Annotated in this window: 14 protein-coding genes; 10 read left to right on the top strand and 4 right to left on the bottom strand. The window is 67.2% G+C overall.

What is annotated here, in order from left to right; translation table 11 throughout:
* Positions 1–45: 45 nt before the first annotated feature.
* The 4 genes from BW11_RS06415 (at position 46) to BW11_RS06400 (ending at position 5,111) form a co-directional block, all read left to right on the top strand.
* Positions 46–2,577, top strand: a complete 2,532-nt coding sequence (locus BW11_RS06415; RefSeq protein WP_140445088.1) for an ATP-binding cassette domain-containing protein — start codon at positions 46–48, stop codon at positions 2,575–2,577.
* Positions 2,578–2,658: 81 nt separating this feature from the next.
* Positions 2,659–3,129, top strand: coding sequence for a MerR family transcriptional regulator (locus BW11_RS06410; RefSeq protein WP_107044431.1), 471 nt, complete (start codon positions 2,659–2,661; stop codon positions 3,127–3,129).
* 55 nt (positions 3,130–3,184) lie between these two features.
* A complete protein-coding gene (locus BW11_RS06405; protein ID WP_140445087.1) occupies positions 3,185–4,549 on the top strand; it encodes an MATE family efflux transporter in 1,365 nt (454 codons plus the stop codon).
* A gap of 28 nt (positions 4,550–4,577) precedes the next feature.
* A complete protein-coding gene (locus tag BW11_RS06400) occupies positions 4,578–5,111 on the top strand; it encodes a PadR family transcriptional regulator (RefSeq protein ID WP_140444987.1) in 534 nt (177 codons plus the stop codon).
* 90 nt (positions 5,112–5,201) lie between these two features.
* Here BW11_RS06400 and BW11_RS06395 read toward each other — a convergent pair whose 3' ends face one another.
* The 3 genes from BW11_RS06395 to BW11_RS06385 all read right to left on the bottom strand — a co-directional run bounded on the left by BW11_RS06395 (position 5,202) and on the right by BW11_RS06385 (position 8,648).
* Complete coding sequence (locus BW11_RS06395) at positions 5,202–6,797, bottom strand: DNA polymerase III subunit epsilon (protein WP_375137646.1); 1,596 nt, start codon at positions 6,795–6,797, stop codon at positions 5,202–5,204.
* A 229-nt stretch (positions 6,798–7,026) separates the two neighbouring features.
* On the bottom strand, positions 7,027–7,827 hold the full coding sequence (fetB, locus tag BW11_RS06390; RefSeq protein ID WP_043164014.1) for an ABC transporter permease: 801 nt from the start codon (positions 7,825–7,827) through the stop codon (positions 7,027–7,029).
* On the bottom strand, positions 7,824–8,648 hold the full coding sequence (locus tag BW11_RS06385) for an ATP-binding cassette domain-containing protein (RefSeq protein WP_140444986.1): 825 nt from the start codon (positions 8,646–8,648) through the stop codon (positions 7,824–7,826). The genes fetB and BW11_RS06385 overlap by 4 nt, the downstream gene beginning before the upstream one ends.
* A gap of 189 nt (positions 8,649–8,837) precedes the next feature.
* Between BW11_RS06385 and BW11_RS06380 the strand changes: the two genes are divergently transcribed.
* The 3 genes from BW11_RS06380 (at position 8,838) to BW11_RS06370 (ending at position 11,276) form a co-directional block, all read left to right on the top strand.
* A complete protein-coding gene (locus BW11_RS06380) occupies positions 8,838–9,536 on the top strand; it encodes a response regulator transcription factor (RefSeq protein WP_219846728.1) in 699 nt (232 codons plus the stop codon).
* Position 9,537: 1 nt separating this feature from the next.
* The gene (locus BW11_RS06375; RefSeq protein ID WP_140444985.1) at positions 9,538–10,530 is read left to right on the top strand and encodes a HAMP domain-containing sensor histidine kinase; all 993 of its coding nucleotides are present in this window, start codon (positions 9,538–9,540) and stop codon (positions 10,528–10,530) included.
* A gap of 83 nt (positions 10,531–10,613) precedes the next feature.
* Positions 10,614–11,276 (top strand): DedA family protein, encoded by a 663-nt coding sequence (locus BW11_RS06370; RefSeq protein ID WP_140444984.1) that lies wholly within the window; start codon positions 10,614–10,616, stop codon positions 11,274–11,276.
* 75 nt (positions 11,277–11,351) lie between these two features.
* On the opposite strand, the gene BW11_RS06365 is transcribed toward BW11_RS06370, so the two are convergent.
* Entirely contained in the window at positions 11,352–12,263 is a 912-nt protein-coding gene (locus BW11_RS06365; RefSeq protein ID WP_140444983.1) for a LysR family transcriptional regulator, read from the bottom strand.
* Positions 12,264–12,514: 251 nt separating this feature from the next.
* Here BW11_RS06365 and BW11_RS06360 point away from each other — a divergent pair, with 251 nt between their 5' ends.
* From BW11_RS06360 to BW11_RS06350, 3 genes are all read left to right on the top strand, one after another.
* On the top strand, positions 12,515–13,960 hold the full coding sequence (locus tag BW11_RS06360) for an MFS transporter (protein WP_258184570.1): 1,446 nt from the start codon (positions 12,515–12,517) through the stop codon (positions 13,958–13,960).
* Positions 13,961–14,159: 199 nt separating this feature from the next.
* Positions 14,160–15,056 carry a formate/nitrite transporter family protein gene (locus BW11_RS06355; RefSeq protein WP_219846727.1) on the top strand — a complete coding sequence of 299 codons (897 nt, stop codon included), beginning with the start codon at positions 14,160–14,162 and terminating at the stop codon, positions 15,054–15,056.
* Between the two features lie 638 nt (positions 15,057–15,694).
* Positions 15,695–16,480 carry a methyltransferase domain-containing protein gene (locus BW11_RS06350; protein ID WP_140444982.1) on the top strand — a complete coding sequence of 262 codons (786 nt, stop codon included), beginning with the start codon at positions 15,695–15,697 and terminating at the stop codon, positions 16,478–16,480.
* Positions 16,481–16,611 lie beyond the last annotated feature (131 nt).

Genomic DNA, 16,611 nt, shown 5'->3' with positions numbered 1-16,611 from the left:
GGCCGCATGGATGACGAACGGGACGGCATGGGATCAGGGAACGGGATGACGCGGCGCGGGGGCGCGGGGCCGACGGCCATCGAGGTGCGGGGCGCGCGCGTGCACAACCTCAGGAATGTGGACGTCGATGTGCCGCTGCACGCGCTGACGGGCGTGGCCGGCGTCTCCGGCTCGGGCAAGAGCTCGCTCGCTCTGGGCGTGCTCTACGCCGAAGGGTCGCGACGCTATCTCGAGGCGCTCTCCACGTACACGCGCCGACGGCTCACCCAGGCGTCGCGTGCGCAGGTGGACGAGGTGCTGCACGTCCCCGCCGCGTTGGCCCTGCATCAGCGTCCCGCCGTGCCGGGCGTCCGCTCCACGTTCGGCACGATGAGCGAACTGCTCAACAGCCTGCGTCTGCTGTTCTCCCGCGTCGGCTCGCACGTGTGCCCGCACTGCGGCACGCGCAACGAGCCCACGCTCGCCGTGGCCGCCGAACTGCCCATCACCTGCGCGGGATGCGGCCGCGAGTTCCATGGTCCCGGCGCCGAGAGCCTCGCCTTCAACTCGGCCGGCGCGTGCCCCGCATGCTCCGGCACCGGCGTCGTGCGCGAGGTGAACCGTGCCGCCCTCGTGCCGGACGAGTCGAAGAGCATTGACGATGGTGCGGTCCTGCCGTGGGGCTCGCTCATGTGGGATCTCATGAAGGACGTGTGCCGCGCGATGGGCGTGCGCACCGACGTGCCGTTCCGTGAGCTCACCCCCGGGGAGCGCGACATCGTGTTCGACGGCCCGGCCGTCAAGAAGCACATCCTCTACCGGTCGAAGAAGAGCGACGACTTCGCCGAACTCGACTTCACCTACTACAACGCCGTCCGCACCGTCAAGAACGCGCTTTCCAAGGCCAAGGACGAGAAGGGACTCAAGCGCGTCTCCCGGTTCCTCGAGGAGAGGCCGTGCACGTCATGCGGGGGAACCCGTCTGAGCGAGGCCGCGCGCGCCCCGCGGGTGTGCGGCGTCGATCTTGCCGAGGCGAGCGCGATGACGCTCGACGACGCCGTCTCCTGGGTGCGGAACGTCCCTGCCTCGCTTGCTCCAGAGATGCGTCCGATGGCCACGAACATCGCGGAATCGTTCCTCGACGTGGCGCGTCGGCTGATGGAGCTGGGGCTCGGGTATCTCACGCTCGACCGCGCCGGTTCCACGCTGTCCACCGGCGAACGCCAGCGCGTGCAGCTGGCCCGCGCCGTGCGCAACCGCACCACCGGCGTGCTGTATGTGCTCGACGAGCCGTCGATCGGATTGCATCCGGCCAACGTCGACGGGCTGATCGGCGTGATGCGCGATCTCGTGGCGGACGGCAACACCGTGGTCGTCGTCGACCATGACGTGCGCGTGCTCGAGGCCTGCGACCATCTGATCGAGATGGGACCGGCAGCGGGTGCGGGCGGCGGCCGGGTGATCGCGCAGGGGTCGGTCGCCGACGTCGCGCACGCCGCCGCGCGGGGCAGCCGCATCGCGCCGTTCCTCCTCGAGGACGGCCCGGGGCGCGTACGCACGGGGATCGACGCCGATCGCATGTTCGATCTCGGCCGCATCCACATGCAGACGGGGCCGATCCACACGGTCAAACCGCTTTCGGTGGATGTCCCGCGCGGCAGGCTCGTCGTCGTGACCGGCGTGTCCGGATCGGGCAAGACGACGATGGTGCTGGAGTCGCTGATTCCCGCTCTGCGGGCGAACGCCGCGAAGGGAGCGGGGGCGGACTCGCCCGCGCCCATGCCCGACCATGTGCATGCGATCGAGTCGGACGGCATCATGCGTGCGAATCTCATCGACGCGACGCCGATCGGTGCGAACGTGCGCTCCACGGTGGCCACGTACGCCGGCGTCCATGATGATCTGCGACGGGCGTTCGCGCGTTCCGAGGCGGCGAAGGCGGGCGGCTGGAAGGCCGGCGACTTCTCCTACAACACCGGACGACTTCGCTGTCCGACCTGCGACGGCACCGGGTCGATCTCGCTCGACGTGCAGTTCCTGCCCGACGTGGACATCGCGTGCCCCGACTGCCATGGCTCGCGTTATTCGCCCGAGGCGGACGGCATCCGACGCGTGACGGGGGACGGACGTGAGCTGTCGCTGCCCCAATTCATGGCGATGAGCGTGGACGAGGCGCTGGAGGCGACCACGGACCTGCGCAGGGTGCATGCGCGTCTGACGACGCTGCACGATCTGGGGCTCGGCTACCTGACTTTGGGCGAGCCGACCCCGTCCCTGTCCGGTGGGGAGGCGCAGCGGCTCAAGCTCTCCGGCGAGATGGGGCGCGCCCAGTCGGACGCCGTGTTCGTCTTCGACGAGCCGACCATCGGCCTGCACCCGCTCGACGTGCGTGTCCTGCTCGGCGTCTTCGATCGTCTCGTCTCGGCGGGCGCGACCGTCGTCGTCATCGAACATGACCTCGACATGATCGCCAACGCCGACTGGATCATCGACATGGGACCGGGAGGCGGCGAGGCCGGAGGCAGGATCGTCGCCGTCGGCGCGCCGGCCGAGGTCGCCGCGAACCCGGCGAGCGTCACCGGACGGTATCTGAAGTGAGGAGGCGTTTTGACCTCAAGCGCTTGAGACCCGTAGATTGCATGGTAATGGCGTGGGACATGCCAGACACAGATAAGGAGCATGAGCATGACGGTCACCGCATGGCATACCATCCGCGAGGCGTCCCTGGCATCCGGACTGCCTGAGTCGACGCTGCGCTATTACGAGCAGATCGGCATCATCCCGCCGATCGCGCGCGACCAGTCCGGGCGCCGTGCCTATTCGGACGCCGATCTGGAGCGACTGACGACGGTGGCGTGCCTGTCGGCGACGGGCATGCCTTTGGAATCGATGCGCGAGTATCTGCGCAACACGCAGGACGGCGCGGCGGGAGCGACCAGACAGATCGAGCTGCTCGACGCGCAGGCGCTGCGTCTCGCCGCCCGTGCCGAGGCGATCCGCATGCAGCAGGCGTACGTCTCGCTCAAGACCCTGTACTGGAGGGCGATCGCCGAGGGGCGCGAAACGGACGCCTCGGAGCTCATCGAGGAGCATCGTGACGTCATCGAACAGGTGAAACGGCTGCCCAACGTCGGTACGCCCGGCAAGTGACATTCGCCGCGATGCGGTCGGCACGGGGGGAGTACAGTACCATCCCGTGGTCAAGATGCGACAGGGAATCAGAAGGGCGTCGGCGGACGCGAAGTACCGTCAGATGACGCAAAGCCCGATCAGACCGCTGATCCTGCGGCTGTGCATTCCGGCGGTGATCTCGAATCTGGTGACCACCGCGTACAATCTCACCGACACGTACTTCATCGGGCAGCTGGGCACCTCGCAGTCCGGCGCGATCGGCATCGCGTTCTCGATCATGACCATACTGCAGGCGCTCGGCTTCTTCTTCGGCAACGGATCGGGTAACTCGATGAGCCGCGAGCTCGGCAAACGCAACAACGAGAGGGCGTCCCGTCTGCTCGCCATCGGATTCACGGGCGCGTTCCTTTCCGGCCTGCTCGTGGCGATCATCTGCCTGTCGACGCTGCGACCGCTGGTCGTGGCGCTCGGATCCACCGCCACGATCGCGCCGTATGCCGTGACCTATCTGACGCCGATCCTCGTGGCGGCCCCGTGCGTGTGCGGTTCGTTCGCGCTGAACGGCCTGCTGCGCTACCAGGGGCAGTCCGCGTTCGGCATGATCGGACTGGTCTGCGGGGCGCTGCTCAACTTCCTGCTCGCCCCGTTGTTCATCTTCGTGTTCGGCCTCGGCATCTTCGGCGCGGGACTGGCCACCGGCATCTGCCAGACCGTGAGCTTCCTGATCCTGACCGTCATGAGCGCGAGGTTCGGCGTGCTGAAACTGTCGCTGCGCAACTGCCGTCCCGATCCGCTGCTGCTGCGAGAGATCGTCGGCGGAGGTTTGCCGTCGCTCGTTCGTCAGAGCGCAGGATCGATCGCCACCACCTGCGTGAACATCGCCGCGAACCCGTTCGGCGATGCGGCGATCGCCGGCATGGCCATCGTCATGCGCATCATGCTCGGAGCGAACTCGGTCATCATCGGACTCGGCCAGGGGTTCCAGCCGGTGTGCGGCTACAACTACGGGGCGGGGAGGTTCGCCCGCGTGCGCGAGGCGTTCTGGTTCTGCGTGAAGCTGTCCACCGGCGTGCTGCTGGCGTTGGCGGTCGTCATCTGGGTCGTTGCCCCGCAGTTGGTCGAGATCTTCCGCTCCGATCCGGCGGTGATCGCCGTCGGAGTCGCGGCGCTGCATTTCCAGTGCGTGACGGTCGTGCTCAACGGCGTGAACATGATGGGCAATATGATCTCGCAGACGTTGGGGCAGACGGGCATCGCCTCGTTCCTCGCCGTGTGCCGAACCGGCCTGTATCTCGCGCCGATCGTGCTCGTCCTGCCGCACCTGATCGGCGTGACGGGCGTCGAGGCGGCGCAGTCCGTGGCCGACGTGCTCACGTTCGCCACCACGATCCCGTTCATGCGCCACATCCTCGGCAACGTGCTGAGGGACCGGACGTGACCCCTGACATGCAGGTAAGCTAAAACCTATGAGCCTGATTGAGATGATGATCCTCGGATTCCTGTCCGAGCGGACGATGTGCGGCTATGAGCTACGCAAGAAGATGGAGCAGCTGCAGGGCGACATGCGCCGGTTCAGCGACGGCGCCATCTACCCGGCCACCGCGCGTCTGGTCAGGGACGGGCTCATCTCGGAGCGCACCGATGTGCGCGACGGCCGTCAGCGTCACCTGTTCACGTTGGAACCGGAAGGCCGAAAGCGGATCGTCGAGGCTCTCAAGGATGCGGACGGGTTCACCATCACGGATTTCAACCGGTGGCGCGTGGTGCTCACCTTCCTGTCCGTCGTACCCGACGGGGCCGACCGCGAGGCGGTGCTGCGCCGCCGGTACGATCTGCTGTCCCGCGGCGACACGCATTTCTTCTACTGCGACGCCGGCCATCCGCTGACGATAGACCATATCGACGATCCGTATCGCAGGGGACTGATCAGCGTGCATGACGCACAGGTCGAGGCCGAACTCTCCTGGCTGCGTTCGATGCTCGGTGTCAACGCCGAATAGCCGAGCAGTCTCCTCGCGGATCCGCACTATGCGAGGTCCCTCGTGCGGACATGAAGCCGCGCGAGGGACCTCGCGTCTTTCAAGTGATGCTCAGCGACGCCAGTGGCGACGGTGGTAGTTGACGATGTGCTTGCCGCCGACGCCGGCCTTGCCGCCCGGACCCCACGGTCCGCGCGCCTCGGCCTTGAGCTGGGTGAGATGGTGCTTCATCGCCAGCAGCATGATGTGCGTGTCCTCGAGTCCCAGATGGCGTTCGGAATCGTCCTCGTGCAGGGATCCCTGACGTTTCGCATACGCGTCGAGACGATTGTCGCCGTCGGGATGGTCCTCGCTGGGGATGGATCCCTCATCCCACAGGCGGCTCATCGGCAGCGTGTCGATGATGGTGACGTGACCGTTGCGATATGCCTCGGCGTACCCCTTGACGTTGAGCATGAAGAAGCTGTGCTCGAACGTGGCCATGTGGGCGACGAACGGCTGCGAGGTGAGCCGCTTCAGCAGTTCGGCCTGCGCCTCGGGATCCTCGTCGAACAGGGGATAGGAGTCGCCGACGCGCTCCTTGATGTCGATGCCGGTCAGCTGGATGATGAACGGGTTGCCGTGCCGCGCGGCCTCGGGGGTGACGCCGAACGACCAGTGGTGCTGGTCGTAGGCGTCCCCGTCCTCGTAGTAGTCCTTGTCATAGCGGTATCCGGTGGGCGCATCCGCGGGGCGGGGCGAACGCATGTTCATGTATTCGAATCCGACGTCGATGATGTACGTGCGCGCGGGTTCGGTGCCGTTGGTCTCCAGGTCGATGCCCATGACCTTGTCGACGTCGCGTCCGGGCAGGAACACCTCGCGCCAGTAGTCCTTGGGACGGGCGGCGGCGTGCTCGGCCACATGCTCGGCGGCCGCATGGCGCGACTTCTCGAAGCGTTCCTCGGGTACGGCGGTCTCGTCGCGGTTGACCTGTTCGATCGTGGGGACCGCGGGGTTGTCGTCGTTGATGACGGGCTGGCCTTCGATCAGATAGTCGGGGCTGCCCTGGTCGGAGCTGGAGTCGGCGGGCGCGGATTCGTCCGGTCCCGCCTCGACGGAACCGTAGGTCACCTCGTCGGCCTCGAACAGCGCCTGCTCGCGATGGCGTCGGGCCTCCTCGCGCTTGGCGCGGTCGGCCTTGCGCCGTTCGGCGCGCGCGTTGACGATCTCGGCGGTGCGGTCCTGGATGTCGTCGACGTTCACGTCCTGCCTGGCCGCGGTGAGCACCGGCACGGTGACGCGCTGGCGGTCCTCGTCGGCGACGGTCCACAGTCCTTCGGCGATGCCGCGGTCGCGCAGCAGCTGGATCTGGTCGTTGAGCCTGCGGTCCGCGTAGGCGAGCGCGCGCGGCAGCTCGTAGGTGGTGATGTGACGGTCGAAGTCGCGCATGAACGTCATGCTCATCTTCGCGATGATCGCCTCGAGCCGGTCGCGGATCTCGAGATCCGCCTTGAGCAGGTCGTGCACGTTCGAGGCGGCACCCGTCTCATAGTCGGCCGGCGATGCCACGCCGATGCCGTGCTCCAGGTCGAGCGAGCGGACCCACTCCCAGTCGATGTCGTGATCATCGGCGTCCCTGAGCATGATGTACGCCCACTGGTCGATGCTCGTCTTCGCCTCATTCAGCCACGAGCGGTCCACGACCGCGCCGCTCCCATCCGCCATCCGCGCCCCCTCGGCGCCCGGCGCCGTCATCCTCGCATCGTTCGATTCGTTGTTGTCGTTGTTGTTTTCTTCGCTACCATACATGGATTCATTCTCCATGCCTCCCATGGTAGCGCCCGCAGTCGCCCTAGGCCCATGGCGGATCGCAAACACCGGGTGAACAGGCACCGGGGCGAACGGGCGGAACGGGACCGAGCCCACGGGAGAGGCCCGAGACGGCCGGCACCGGTCATCTCGCGCCGCGCATGTCGGCCGACCGGAACTGATCGAGTGCGGTGAAGCAGGTGCGGTAGACCATCGCCATGATCAACCCGTCGGCGACGAGCGTGAGCGAGGCGATCGCGGCGAACACGACGAACTGGTATTTCGCGGCCTCCAGCGGGTCGCCACCGGCGATGACCTGACCGGCCATCATACCGGGGATCGTCACGATGCCGCAGGAGGCGAGCGTCGCCATCGTCGGCAGCAGGCCCAGTCGGATCGACGAGACGATCGAGGGCCGCGCCGCCTCCCATGCGGTCGCGCCGAGCGCGAGCATCGTGTCGATCTCGTCGCGCCGCTCGTCCATGCTCTCGTAGAATCGGCTCAGTCCGACCGCGAGCGCGGAGACCGTGTTGCCCAGAAGCATGCCGGTCAGGGGGACGACCAGCTGCGGCGCATACCACGGGTGGGGGCGCACCACGAGTTCGGTGACCAGCGCGATCATGAGCAGCATCGTAATGGTCAGGCTCAGCAGCACGGGGCCCGCCAGCCCCTTCGGCACGCCCTTGGCGCGCGAGAGCGTGATCTGCACGGCGGCGACGAGCATCACGCCGATCGTGGCGAACACGAGAAACACGTTGTCCGCGCGGATCACATAGCCGACGACGAACCCCATCGCGCACAGCTGCAGCAGGGCGCGGCACGCCGACCACATGAGCGAACGTCCGATGCCCATGCGCATCAGGCCGCTCACGCCGGCGGCGACGGCCACCATCGCCAGGGCGACGACGAGACCCCATACGTCGATGTCATACGCGTTGCCGCTCATGCGACCGCCTCCTTATTCGCATCCTTCGCATCCGGATCCTTCGCGCGGTTCCCATCCCAGGACAGCACGCCGTGGGACAACGTCACGATCCGCGAGGCGCGCCCGTCCGGCGGACGGTGCCGGATACGCACGATCGCCATGCCATGCGCGGCCGCATCGGCCATGATCGAGGCGACCTTCTCGGCGTTCTCGTCGTCCAGACCGGCATCCACCTCGTCGGCGAGCAGCATCCTCGGCGACGTCAGCAGCGTCCTGGCCAGCGAGACACGCGCCGCCTGTCCGCCGGACAGGTCATGCGGGGCGCGCGTCAGATCGATGTCCCCGCAGCCCATCGCATCCAGCGTCGCCCGGATGCGCTCCTCGGACAACAGATTCCGCGCGTTCGCCTCGCCGTCACGGAACAATGCCGAGAACCGGCCGAACAGTCCTCCCGGACGACGGGGGCCGTTCCCATCGCGCAGCCCTTCCCGTCCGACCTGTCCGCCGGCCCTCACCGACAGCATGAACGGCAGGCGGATCGCATCCGCCACCGTGGCTCCCGGCAGGACCGGCCTCTGCGGCAGATAGGCGACCTCGCGTCGCCACCCCTGCGGCGTGAACTCGGACGAATCCCTCCCGTCCAACGCGAACGTGCCACGCGCATGCGGGTTCAGCAACGCGAACGCCGTCAGCAGGCTGCTCTTGCCCGAACCCGATGGTCCCACCAGATCGACGATCACGCCGGCGTCGATCGCGAAATCCAATCCCGAGAAGACCGTGCGCTCGCCGTCGGGCGACGGCACCGTGCACGACACCCCCTCGGCCGTGAATACGTGCGTCATATGCGTTTCATTCATATCAGCGCACGTTACCTTCCCCTCGGCCACGCGCCCAACCCCAAGCGTTTCTTAGCGCGGTCTTAGACTCTGGAATGTCTGATATATCAAGGGCAACCATAATGCCACCGCGATGGACGATGACGGATCATGCCGACGCCCGAGCCGGCACGAACAGCGAAAGGACGGACGCGCATGACGACGAACGACATGACCGACCCCGGCAGGCTCCTGCTGCCCGCCATTCTGTTCCTCGAGGACGACCCCGACCTCGGGGCCATGACCACCGAAATGCTCGGCGCCGACCACCGCGTCGACTGGGCGCGCGCCGAACGCGAGGCCCGGAACCTCCTCAACACGAACCGCTACGACGCGCTCGTCGTCGACCGACGCCTGCCCGACGGCGACGGACTCGACCTCATCCGCTCCCTCAGAGCCAGCGGCGTCACCACACCCGCACTGGCCCTCACCGCGCTCGCCGAAGTCGACGACATCGTCGACGGCCTCGACGCCGGCGCCAACGACTACCTGACCAAACCCTTCCACTTCGCCGAACTCGAAGCCCGGCTGCGCGCCCTGCTGCGCGGATTCCACGCGCAGGCCTCATCCACCATGATCGGCGACTGGCTGCTCAAACCCGACGCGAACGTCATCGAGGACCCCGACGGGCGCACGGTCCCGCTGACCGAGACCGAAACGAGGCTGCTCGCCGCGCTCGCCGCCGCCCCCGACCATGTATTCGGCCGCGAGGAGATCCTGCGCGCCGCCTTCTCGGACGGCTCCGACATCGGCGCCGTCGACGTATACGTCTCGTACGTGCGTGGCAAGACCACGCGCCGCATCATCGACACGGTGCGCGGGCGCGGCTATCGCATCGGCAACCCGGAGGCGTGACATGGCGGACAATCGCGAAGGCGCGCACGGGCATGTCGCCGGGCTTATCAGCCTGCGCATGACCGTCGCGATGGCGGCCGTCACCATCCTCGGCGGCGTCCTGTTCGTCCTCGGCGTGCTGCTCGGCTCCCGTCACGAGTTCGCCGAACGCGGCATCGACCCCGACGCCACGAGCGTCACCGAACAGTTCGGCTCCGGCATGATGGTCATCGACACCAGGAAGGCCGTGGGGTTCACCGTCCTGTTCGTCCTCGGCGTCATCGTCGCGGTCGCCGTCATCGGCCGGTATTATTCGCGCAGAGAGGTCGCGCCGCTCGAACACGCGTTCGAACTGCAGAAGGATTTCGTCGCCGACGCGAGCCACGAGCTGAAGACCCCGCTCGCCGTCATCGCCACGCGCATCGACCTGATCGACTTCCGCCGTGCGCACGGCCAGCCCATCGATGGCCTGCTCGACGACCTGCGCGGTGACGTCGACCGCATGAACGCGATCATCACCGACCTGCTCGTCGCGGCGCGTGGCGCGGTCGACGCCGAGCCGGTGCCGCTCGCCGGGGTCGTCGACCAGTCCGTCGATGCGGTGCGGCCTCTTGCCGACAAGCGCGGGGTCATCATCGACAGGCGCGTCGACGGCGACCCCGCGCATCTTGTCGTGCAGGGCAACGCGATGGGATTGTCGCGCTGCCTCGTCGCCGTATTGGACAACGCGGTCGCGCACGCGCCCGACGGCACGCATGTGACCGTGTCGGTCGGCTACCATCATCGCGGGGACGCCGTCATCCGCGTGGCCGACCACGGCCCCGGCATCGGCGAGAACCCCGAACGACTGTTCCGGCGCTTCGCGCGCGGCGACGACGGCACCGCCCACCAGGGCTACGGTCTGGGGCTCGCGCTGGCGCGCGACGTGGCGAACCGCTACGGCGGGACGCTCGACGTCGAATCCACGTCGGCGCAGGGCACGACCATGCGCATCACGCTGCCGCTGGCGTTGTGAGCCCGACATCGTGAGCCCGGCGTCGCGGCCGGGCGTGTCGCCCATTAGCGGAACCTAAGACCGTTCCCCATAACGTTGGCGCCATGATCGACAACATCACCGCATGCCCGGTCTCCACGGGCGGATTCATCGGAGCCATCACCGACTGGCTCGTCGGCCTCATGTCCGTCATGGGCGGACTCGGCACCGGCGTGGCCGTGCTGCTGGAGAACCTGTTCCCGCCGATCCCCAGCGAGGTCATCCTCCCGCTGGCCGGCTTCACCGCCGCGCAGGGTCATATGACCCTGGCCGAGGCGATCGTCGGCGCGACCATCGGCTCCGTCGCCGGCGCGCTCATGCTCTACGGCATCGCCTACGCGATCGGCGCCGAACGCATGCGCCGCCTATTCGAGAAGATGCCCCTGACCGACGCCTCCGACATCGACAAGGCCAACGACTGGTTCGCCCGCTACGGCCTGCTCTCGGTGTTCATCGGCCGCGTCATCCCGATCGTGCGCAGCCTCATCTCCATTCCCGCGGGCATCGCGCGCACCGACCTTGTGCGGTTCACCCTGCTGACCGCGGTCGGCTCGGCCGTCTGGAACACGATCCTCGTCATGGCCGGCTACCTGCTCGGCGCGGGATGGTGCTCCATCCTCGGATTCCTCGACCGCTTCCAGTACGCGGTCGCCGTGGTCGTCGTCGCTCTGGTCGTCTGGTACGTCGCTGTCAAGGTCCGCGCGCACATGGCCTCCCGCGAGGCGTGAGGACGAGGATCCGTTTCGCCGTTCACGTCACGGGGCGGTCGCCCTCGACGGCTCCGCCCCATGACGTATCGTGCCCTAAGACGCGTGCGCAGCCCCTGCGAGCGCGCCGATGCGTTCGACGAACGCTCTGACCTGCGGTTCCGGGTCGGCGGGGTAGAGGAGCCCGTAGTGCATGCCGACAGGCCGCGGCCAGTCGACGGGCACGTTGACGAGCTGCGGGTGAACCCCGTCCCACATGGGTTTGGAAATGAGCAGGTCGCCCGTTTCGGCGCATTCATTGAACAGGTTCAGGTCGTAATGGTCGATGTCGACCAGTTCCACGCCGGCCCGGCGTTCGAGCAGGTCACGGGCGATGTCGTCGGTGCCGCCGCATCGGCGCAGGATGCGGATGCGGGTGCGCGTGCCGTCACGGCCGTCGAGATCGTCGAGTCTGAGCCGAGGCCGGCGCGACAGCGGATTGCCGCGAGACACGGCCATGCATAGCGGCTCGTAGGAGATCGGCAGCGTACCGCAGACCTCCGTCCAATGCTCCGGCACGAATGCGGTGGCCACCGCGTCAATGTCCTCGCCCAGATGGGCGATGATGTCGTCGATCGGCATCTCATCATCCGGCATCGACACGAGCTCCACTCGGATGCGCGGGTCGGCTTCGCGCTGCCACAGGTCGAGGACGCGCCGGGCGGGGCGCAGCGCGGAGATGCCGAGTCTGACCGGCGGCGTGCCCGTATGCGCGCGACGCCGCATCCTCGCGATGATCTCATTCGATTGACGGACGATCGAACGGGCGTCCTCGATGAACTCCGCTCCCACCGCGGTCGGCGTCACGCCGCTGCGGGAGCGGTCGAACACCGTGATCCCGTACTCTCTTTCGAACGTGTTGACCTGTTTGGCCAACGCCGGCGTCGAGATGTGCAGGCGCCGGGCCGCCGCCGTGAAACTGCCGGTCTCGGCCGCGGCGATGAGCGCGTCCAGTCTCCGGTCGTACATGATCCCGCCCTTCCTCGCACCATTCCGCCAGTCCGTGGCTCTCCCGATCGGCCACGAACGAGCGCCGATCGTAGCGTATGAACCTCTGGTTCATGCACCATGAACCAGAATCGTCCGATATCCGCTGATTTCCAGTCGTTCTCAAGCCTACACTGTCCCATGCGATTGTTCGAACGGATTACTGCGGAACAATGTCAGGCATCCGCCGAGGGGATAGTCGCACTGGATACGGGAGACAAGGGAGGAACGGCATGCGCTCATCGACCGCAACGCGCGACATCAGGGACACCGAGGACGGCAGGGTGACGGACACGGGCCCCATGACCCAAGGCCGGCCCGCCGTCGGCCGCCACGACCATCACGCACGCCATCCGGCGGCGTTCGCCACGGCGGCCGCGTCGATCGCCTCGTTCCTCGTCGGCATGGACGTGCTCATCGTCAACGTGGCGCTGCCGACCATCGCCCGCGACCTCGACGGCGACATGGCAGTCCAGCAGTGGGTGGTCGACGGCTACAGCCTCCTGTTCGCCGCGTTGCTGCTCCTGTGCGGCAACCTCGCCGACCGATGGGGCGCCAAACGCGTGTTCATCGCCGGCGCGACGCTGTTCGCCGCGGCGTCGCTGTTCAGCTCATTCGCATGGTCGATGACGGCGCTCGTCGCCGGACGCTGCCTGCTCGGCGTCGCCTCCGCGCTCATCCTGCCCGCATCGATGTCCCTGATCAACGAGGCGAACCCGGACCCTCGCCGCCGCGCATGGGCGCTGGCCCTGTGGGGCGCGGGAGGCGCGAGCGCCTCGGCCGTGGGCCCGCTGCTCGGCGGACTGCTCACACCGATCCACTGGAGCCTCGTGTTCGCGATCAACGTGCCGTTCTGCCTGCTGGTGCTCCTGCTCACGTTGCGCGTCGCGCCATCGCCGCGACGGCCCAAGCCGTTCGACTGGACAGGGCAGACGCTGGCGCTGACGGGATTCGTCCTGTTCATCGCGGGCGTCATCGAGATCGGCTCGCTCGGCGTCGGCTCGCCCCTCGCATGGGGGATGACGGCCGGCGGCGCGTTCACGCTCGCGGCGTTCGTGCGTTCGCAGGCGCGGGTGGCTACGCCGATGATGCCGCTGGGCCTGTTCCGCGTGCGCGGCATGCAGGTGGCGCTGATGATCGGCTTCGTCATGATCTTCAACTGGTACGGCATGGTGTTCATCTCGACGATGTTCCTGCAGAACGAGCGGGGGATGGGCGCTCTCTCCGCGGGGCTCGTGTTCGTGCCGAGCGCGTTCGTCACGGTCTTCGGCAACATCCTCGGCGGGCGCATCATCACCGCGCGCGGATCGAGGTTCTCGATCACGCTCGGACTGGCGATCATGATCGCCGGATTCCTGTTCGAGTTCCTGTATCCCGCGCCGATCCCCGTATGGGTGATCGCCACGGGCCTGAGCGTCGTCGGATTCGGAGCCGCGATCACCACGCCGGCCGCCGCAGGCGTCGTCCTCGCCAGCGTGGAGGCGTCACAGGCAGGCATCGCCTCGGCGATGTTCAACACGTTCCGTCAGGTAGGCGGCGCGGTCGGCGTGGCCGTGTTCGGCGTCGTCGCCACGTTCCTGCCCACGCTGACCCTCGCCCTGAGGACCGTGTTCCTCGCCTCGGCCGCCCTGCTCGCCCTCATCCTCGCCTTCGAGCTGCTGTGCTGGCGCGAACGCTGAGGACCGGGGACGAGCATTCGGAAAGAATCGCGATCCACAGTATTCGATACGGGCATATAAAGCTTGGTACGGCAGCGTTTCCATCTATACGAGGGGATAAATTCGGATAATCATCGATACAATGAATGCGGATAATAGAAGGAGCTGGGCTACGGGCTGTGCATCGGTCCAAGTCGTGGAACTGAGGAAGGACGTGCGGATGGGAACGGACACGATGGGTACGGGGCGGCCGGGGCGGTCCGCGTCGCCGGCGCCCCGACTCAGCATCAACGCGCTTACCCCGGTGGAGACCGAGGAGGCGGTGGAGGACGCCGGCGTCGCCAAGACGCGGCTGACCGGCCGGCGCGCCTTCGTCTCGGCCATGCTCGCGGGCGCGTTCATCGGCTTCGGGGCGTTGTTCTTCCTGATCGTCACCGCCGACCCGGCGATGACATGGGGGCCGAAGCGGTTCGTGGGCGGACTCGCCTTCTGCATGGGGCTCGTGCTCGTGCTGTGCTGCGGGGCGGAGCTGTTCACCGGCAACTCGCTGATGGTCTCCGACCTCGCCGCGCATAAGGTCACGCTCAGGCAGATGCTGCGCAACTGGATCATCGTCTGGTTCGGCAATCTGGCCGGCGCCTTGCTGCTGGTGTCGCTGGTCGCCCTGGCCGGCACGATGGGGCTCGCCGACGGCGCGGTGGGCGATCTCGCGGTGGCGACCGCCGCGGCGAAGGTCACGCCCGGATGGGGCACGCTGTTCGTCCGCGGCATCCTGTGCAACGTGCTCGTGTGTCTGGCGGTGCGCATCGGGTTCGCCGCACGGTCCGTGGCGGACAAGGTGCTGGGCATCCTGTTGCCCATCGCGGGCTTCGTGGCCATGGGTTTCGAACACTGCGTGGCCAACATGTTCTTCCTGCCCATGGGATTGGCGGCCAAGCTCATGGGGTTCGGCGCCGGTGCCGCCGGCGCGGGCGCATTGAACGTGGGAGCCATCGCGTACAACCTGTCCGCAGCCACGCTGGGCAACATCCTCGGCGGCTCCCTGTTCGTCGCACTGGCCTACTGGTACCTCAACGCGAAACCCGCACGCAAGCCGTCCGATCCCGTCATCGACTGAAGGGACGGACTTGCGGTCCGCGGGGGACTCAACGCGGCCAAGGGCGATTCCGGCGTTGAGTCCCGTGAATCTGGGGGACTCAACGCAATTCCCCGCGATTTCCGCGCTGAGTCCCGCGATATCCCCGCCCACAGCGGCACCGGGCCGGAGACCGCCGACCGGCACCATCCCTAAAACGGCGGAATTCCAATGATTTTCCAATCCGCAACCAACTGCCGGACAAGGGGTCGGCGTCCACGTCGCGGGACACAACGACGAAAACGCCCACAACCGCGTTGAATCCCGCGGATCCGGGGGACTCAACGTGATTCCCCGAGGCTTTCACGTTGAGTCCCCCGAGACGAGTGGATAAGGCGGATGGGAGACACAACGGACGCGACAGCCCTGCCGGGTCTGGCCGCTCACACGTATCTATCTCGGGGCCACTCATCGTCTTCTTCATCGCCACGAAACGCGACTGTTCCCATGGTAGTAGGCCATACGCCGCAGGCGGGGAGGGCATGCCACGCTCCGCACGCCATGGACCGCCAAAGGTGCGTGGCACGGTCGCGGGGAACCATTGGGGCGTCTCAGGGCGGCGTATCGCCATACGAACACGAATCGATGACCGACGGTATGACGCCACTAGCGTGAACCGCATGGTCACATGGGATTCCGAACAGTATCTGCGCTTCAACACGGAACGCACGCAGCCGTCGCGCGATCTCGCCGCCCAACTGCCCGCCGACGACGGCACGATCGCTCGCGTGCTCGACATCGGCTGCGGGCCGGGCAACAGCACCGCCGTGCTGCGCGAACGATACCCGCACGCGCGCATCCTCGGCGTCGACAGCTCGCCCGAGATGATCGACGCCGCACGCGCCGCCCACCCCGACATCGAATTCGCGCTGTGCGACGTCTCGCAGAAGAGCCAACTCGACGTCCTGTCACACGACTTCGACGTCGTCTTCTCCAACGCGTGCATCCAATGGGTGCCCGACCACCCGCACCTCATCCCGAACCTGCTCGGCCTGCTGCGCGAAGGCGGCACGCTCGCCGTGCAGACGCCCATGAACTACGAGGAGCCCATCCACCGCATCATCGCCGAACTCGTCCATTCGCCAAAATACGCCGACCAGCTGCCCCAACAGCGCGAGTTCTTCAACCTCACGCCGCCCGACTACTGGGAGCTCCTGCACGCGCACGCCGCACGGTTCCGCATGTGGAAGACCACCTACATGCACACCCTGCCCTCGCACGAGGCCATCATGGACTGGTATCGTGGCACCGGACTTCGCCCCTACCTGCAGGCGCTCGCCGACGACGCCGAACGGGCGGAGTTCGAACGGCAGGTGTTCGAACGCGTTCGGGATGAATACCCCACGCAGTCCGACGGCAGTATCATCTTCCCGTTCCCGCGCTTCTTCTTCACGGCCGTCAAATAGCGGTACAGTGGGGAGGGCAGCATAGGTGGACAGCATAGGCCAGACGCGGCGGCGGTCGGAGTCGCACGTCGGAAAGGAAGGGCCATGGATCATTCGGCGGACGGCGACACGGCGCATGGCGATGCCCCACA

It is taken from the genome of Bifidobacterium sp. UTCIF-38, assembly GCF_006454495.1.
Classification (GTDB): Bacteria; Actinomycetota; Actinomycetes; order Actinomycetales; family Bifidobacteriaceae; genus Bifidobacterium; species Bifidobacterium callitrichos.
Note: the sequence above shows the minus strand (reverse complement) of the source record. Positions and strands in the feature narration are given on the sequence as shown.

Coding starts and splice junctions, on each gene's coding strand:
- BW11_RS06415 (WP_140445088.1), top strand. CDS start 46: ATGACGCGGCGCGGGGGCGCGGGGCCGACGGCCATCGAGGTGCGGGGC.
- BW11_RS06410 (WP_107044431.1), top strand. CDS start 2,659: ATGAGCATGACGGTCACCGCATGGCATACCATCCGCGAGGCGTCCCTG.
- BW11_RS06405 (WP_140445087.1), top strand. CDS start 3,185: ATGCGACAGGGAATCAGAAGGGCGTCGGCGGACGCGAAGTACCGTCAG.
- BW11_RS06400 (WP_140444987.1), top strand. CDS start 4,578: ATGAGCCTGATTGAGATGATGATCCTCGGATTCCTGTCCGAGCGGACG.
- BW11_RS06395 (WP_375137646.1), bottom strand. CDS start 6,797: ATGGCGGATGGGAGCGGCGCGGTCGTGGACCGCTCGTGGCTGAATGAG.
- fetB (WP_043164014.1), bottom strand. CDS start 7,827: ATGAGCGGCAACGCGTATGACATCGACGTATGGGGTCTCGTCGTCGCC.
- BW11_RS06385 (WP_140444986.1), bottom strand. CDS start 8,648: ATGACGCACGTATTCACGGCCGAGGGGGTGTCGTGCACGGTGCCGTCG.
- BW11_RS06380 (WP_219846728.1), top strand. CDS start 8,838: ATGACGACGAACGACATGACCGACCCCGGCAGGCTCCTGCTGCCCGCC.
- BW11_RS06375 (WP_140444985.1), top strand. CDS start 9,538: ATGGCGGACAATCGCGAAGGCGCGCACGGGCATGTCGCCGGGCTTATC.
- BW11_RS06370 (WP_140444984.1), top strand. CDS start 10,614: ATGATCGACAACATCACCGCATGCCCGGTCTCCACGGGCGGATTCATC.
- BW11_RS06365 (WP_140444983.1), bottom strand. CDS start 12,263: ATGTACGACCGGAGACTGGACGCGCTCATCGCCGCGGCCGAGACCGGC.
- BW11_RS06360 (WP_258184570.1), top strand. CDS start 12,515: ATGCGCTCATCGACCGCAACGCGCGACATCAGGGACACCGAGGACGGC.
- BW11_RS06355 (WP_219846727.1), top strand. CDS start 14,160: ATGGGAACGGACACGATGGGTACGGGGCGGCCGGGGCGGTCCGCGTCG.
- BW11_RS06350 (WP_140444982.1), top strand. CDS start 15,695: ATGGTCACATGGGATTCCGAACAGTATCTGCGCTTCAACACGGAACGC.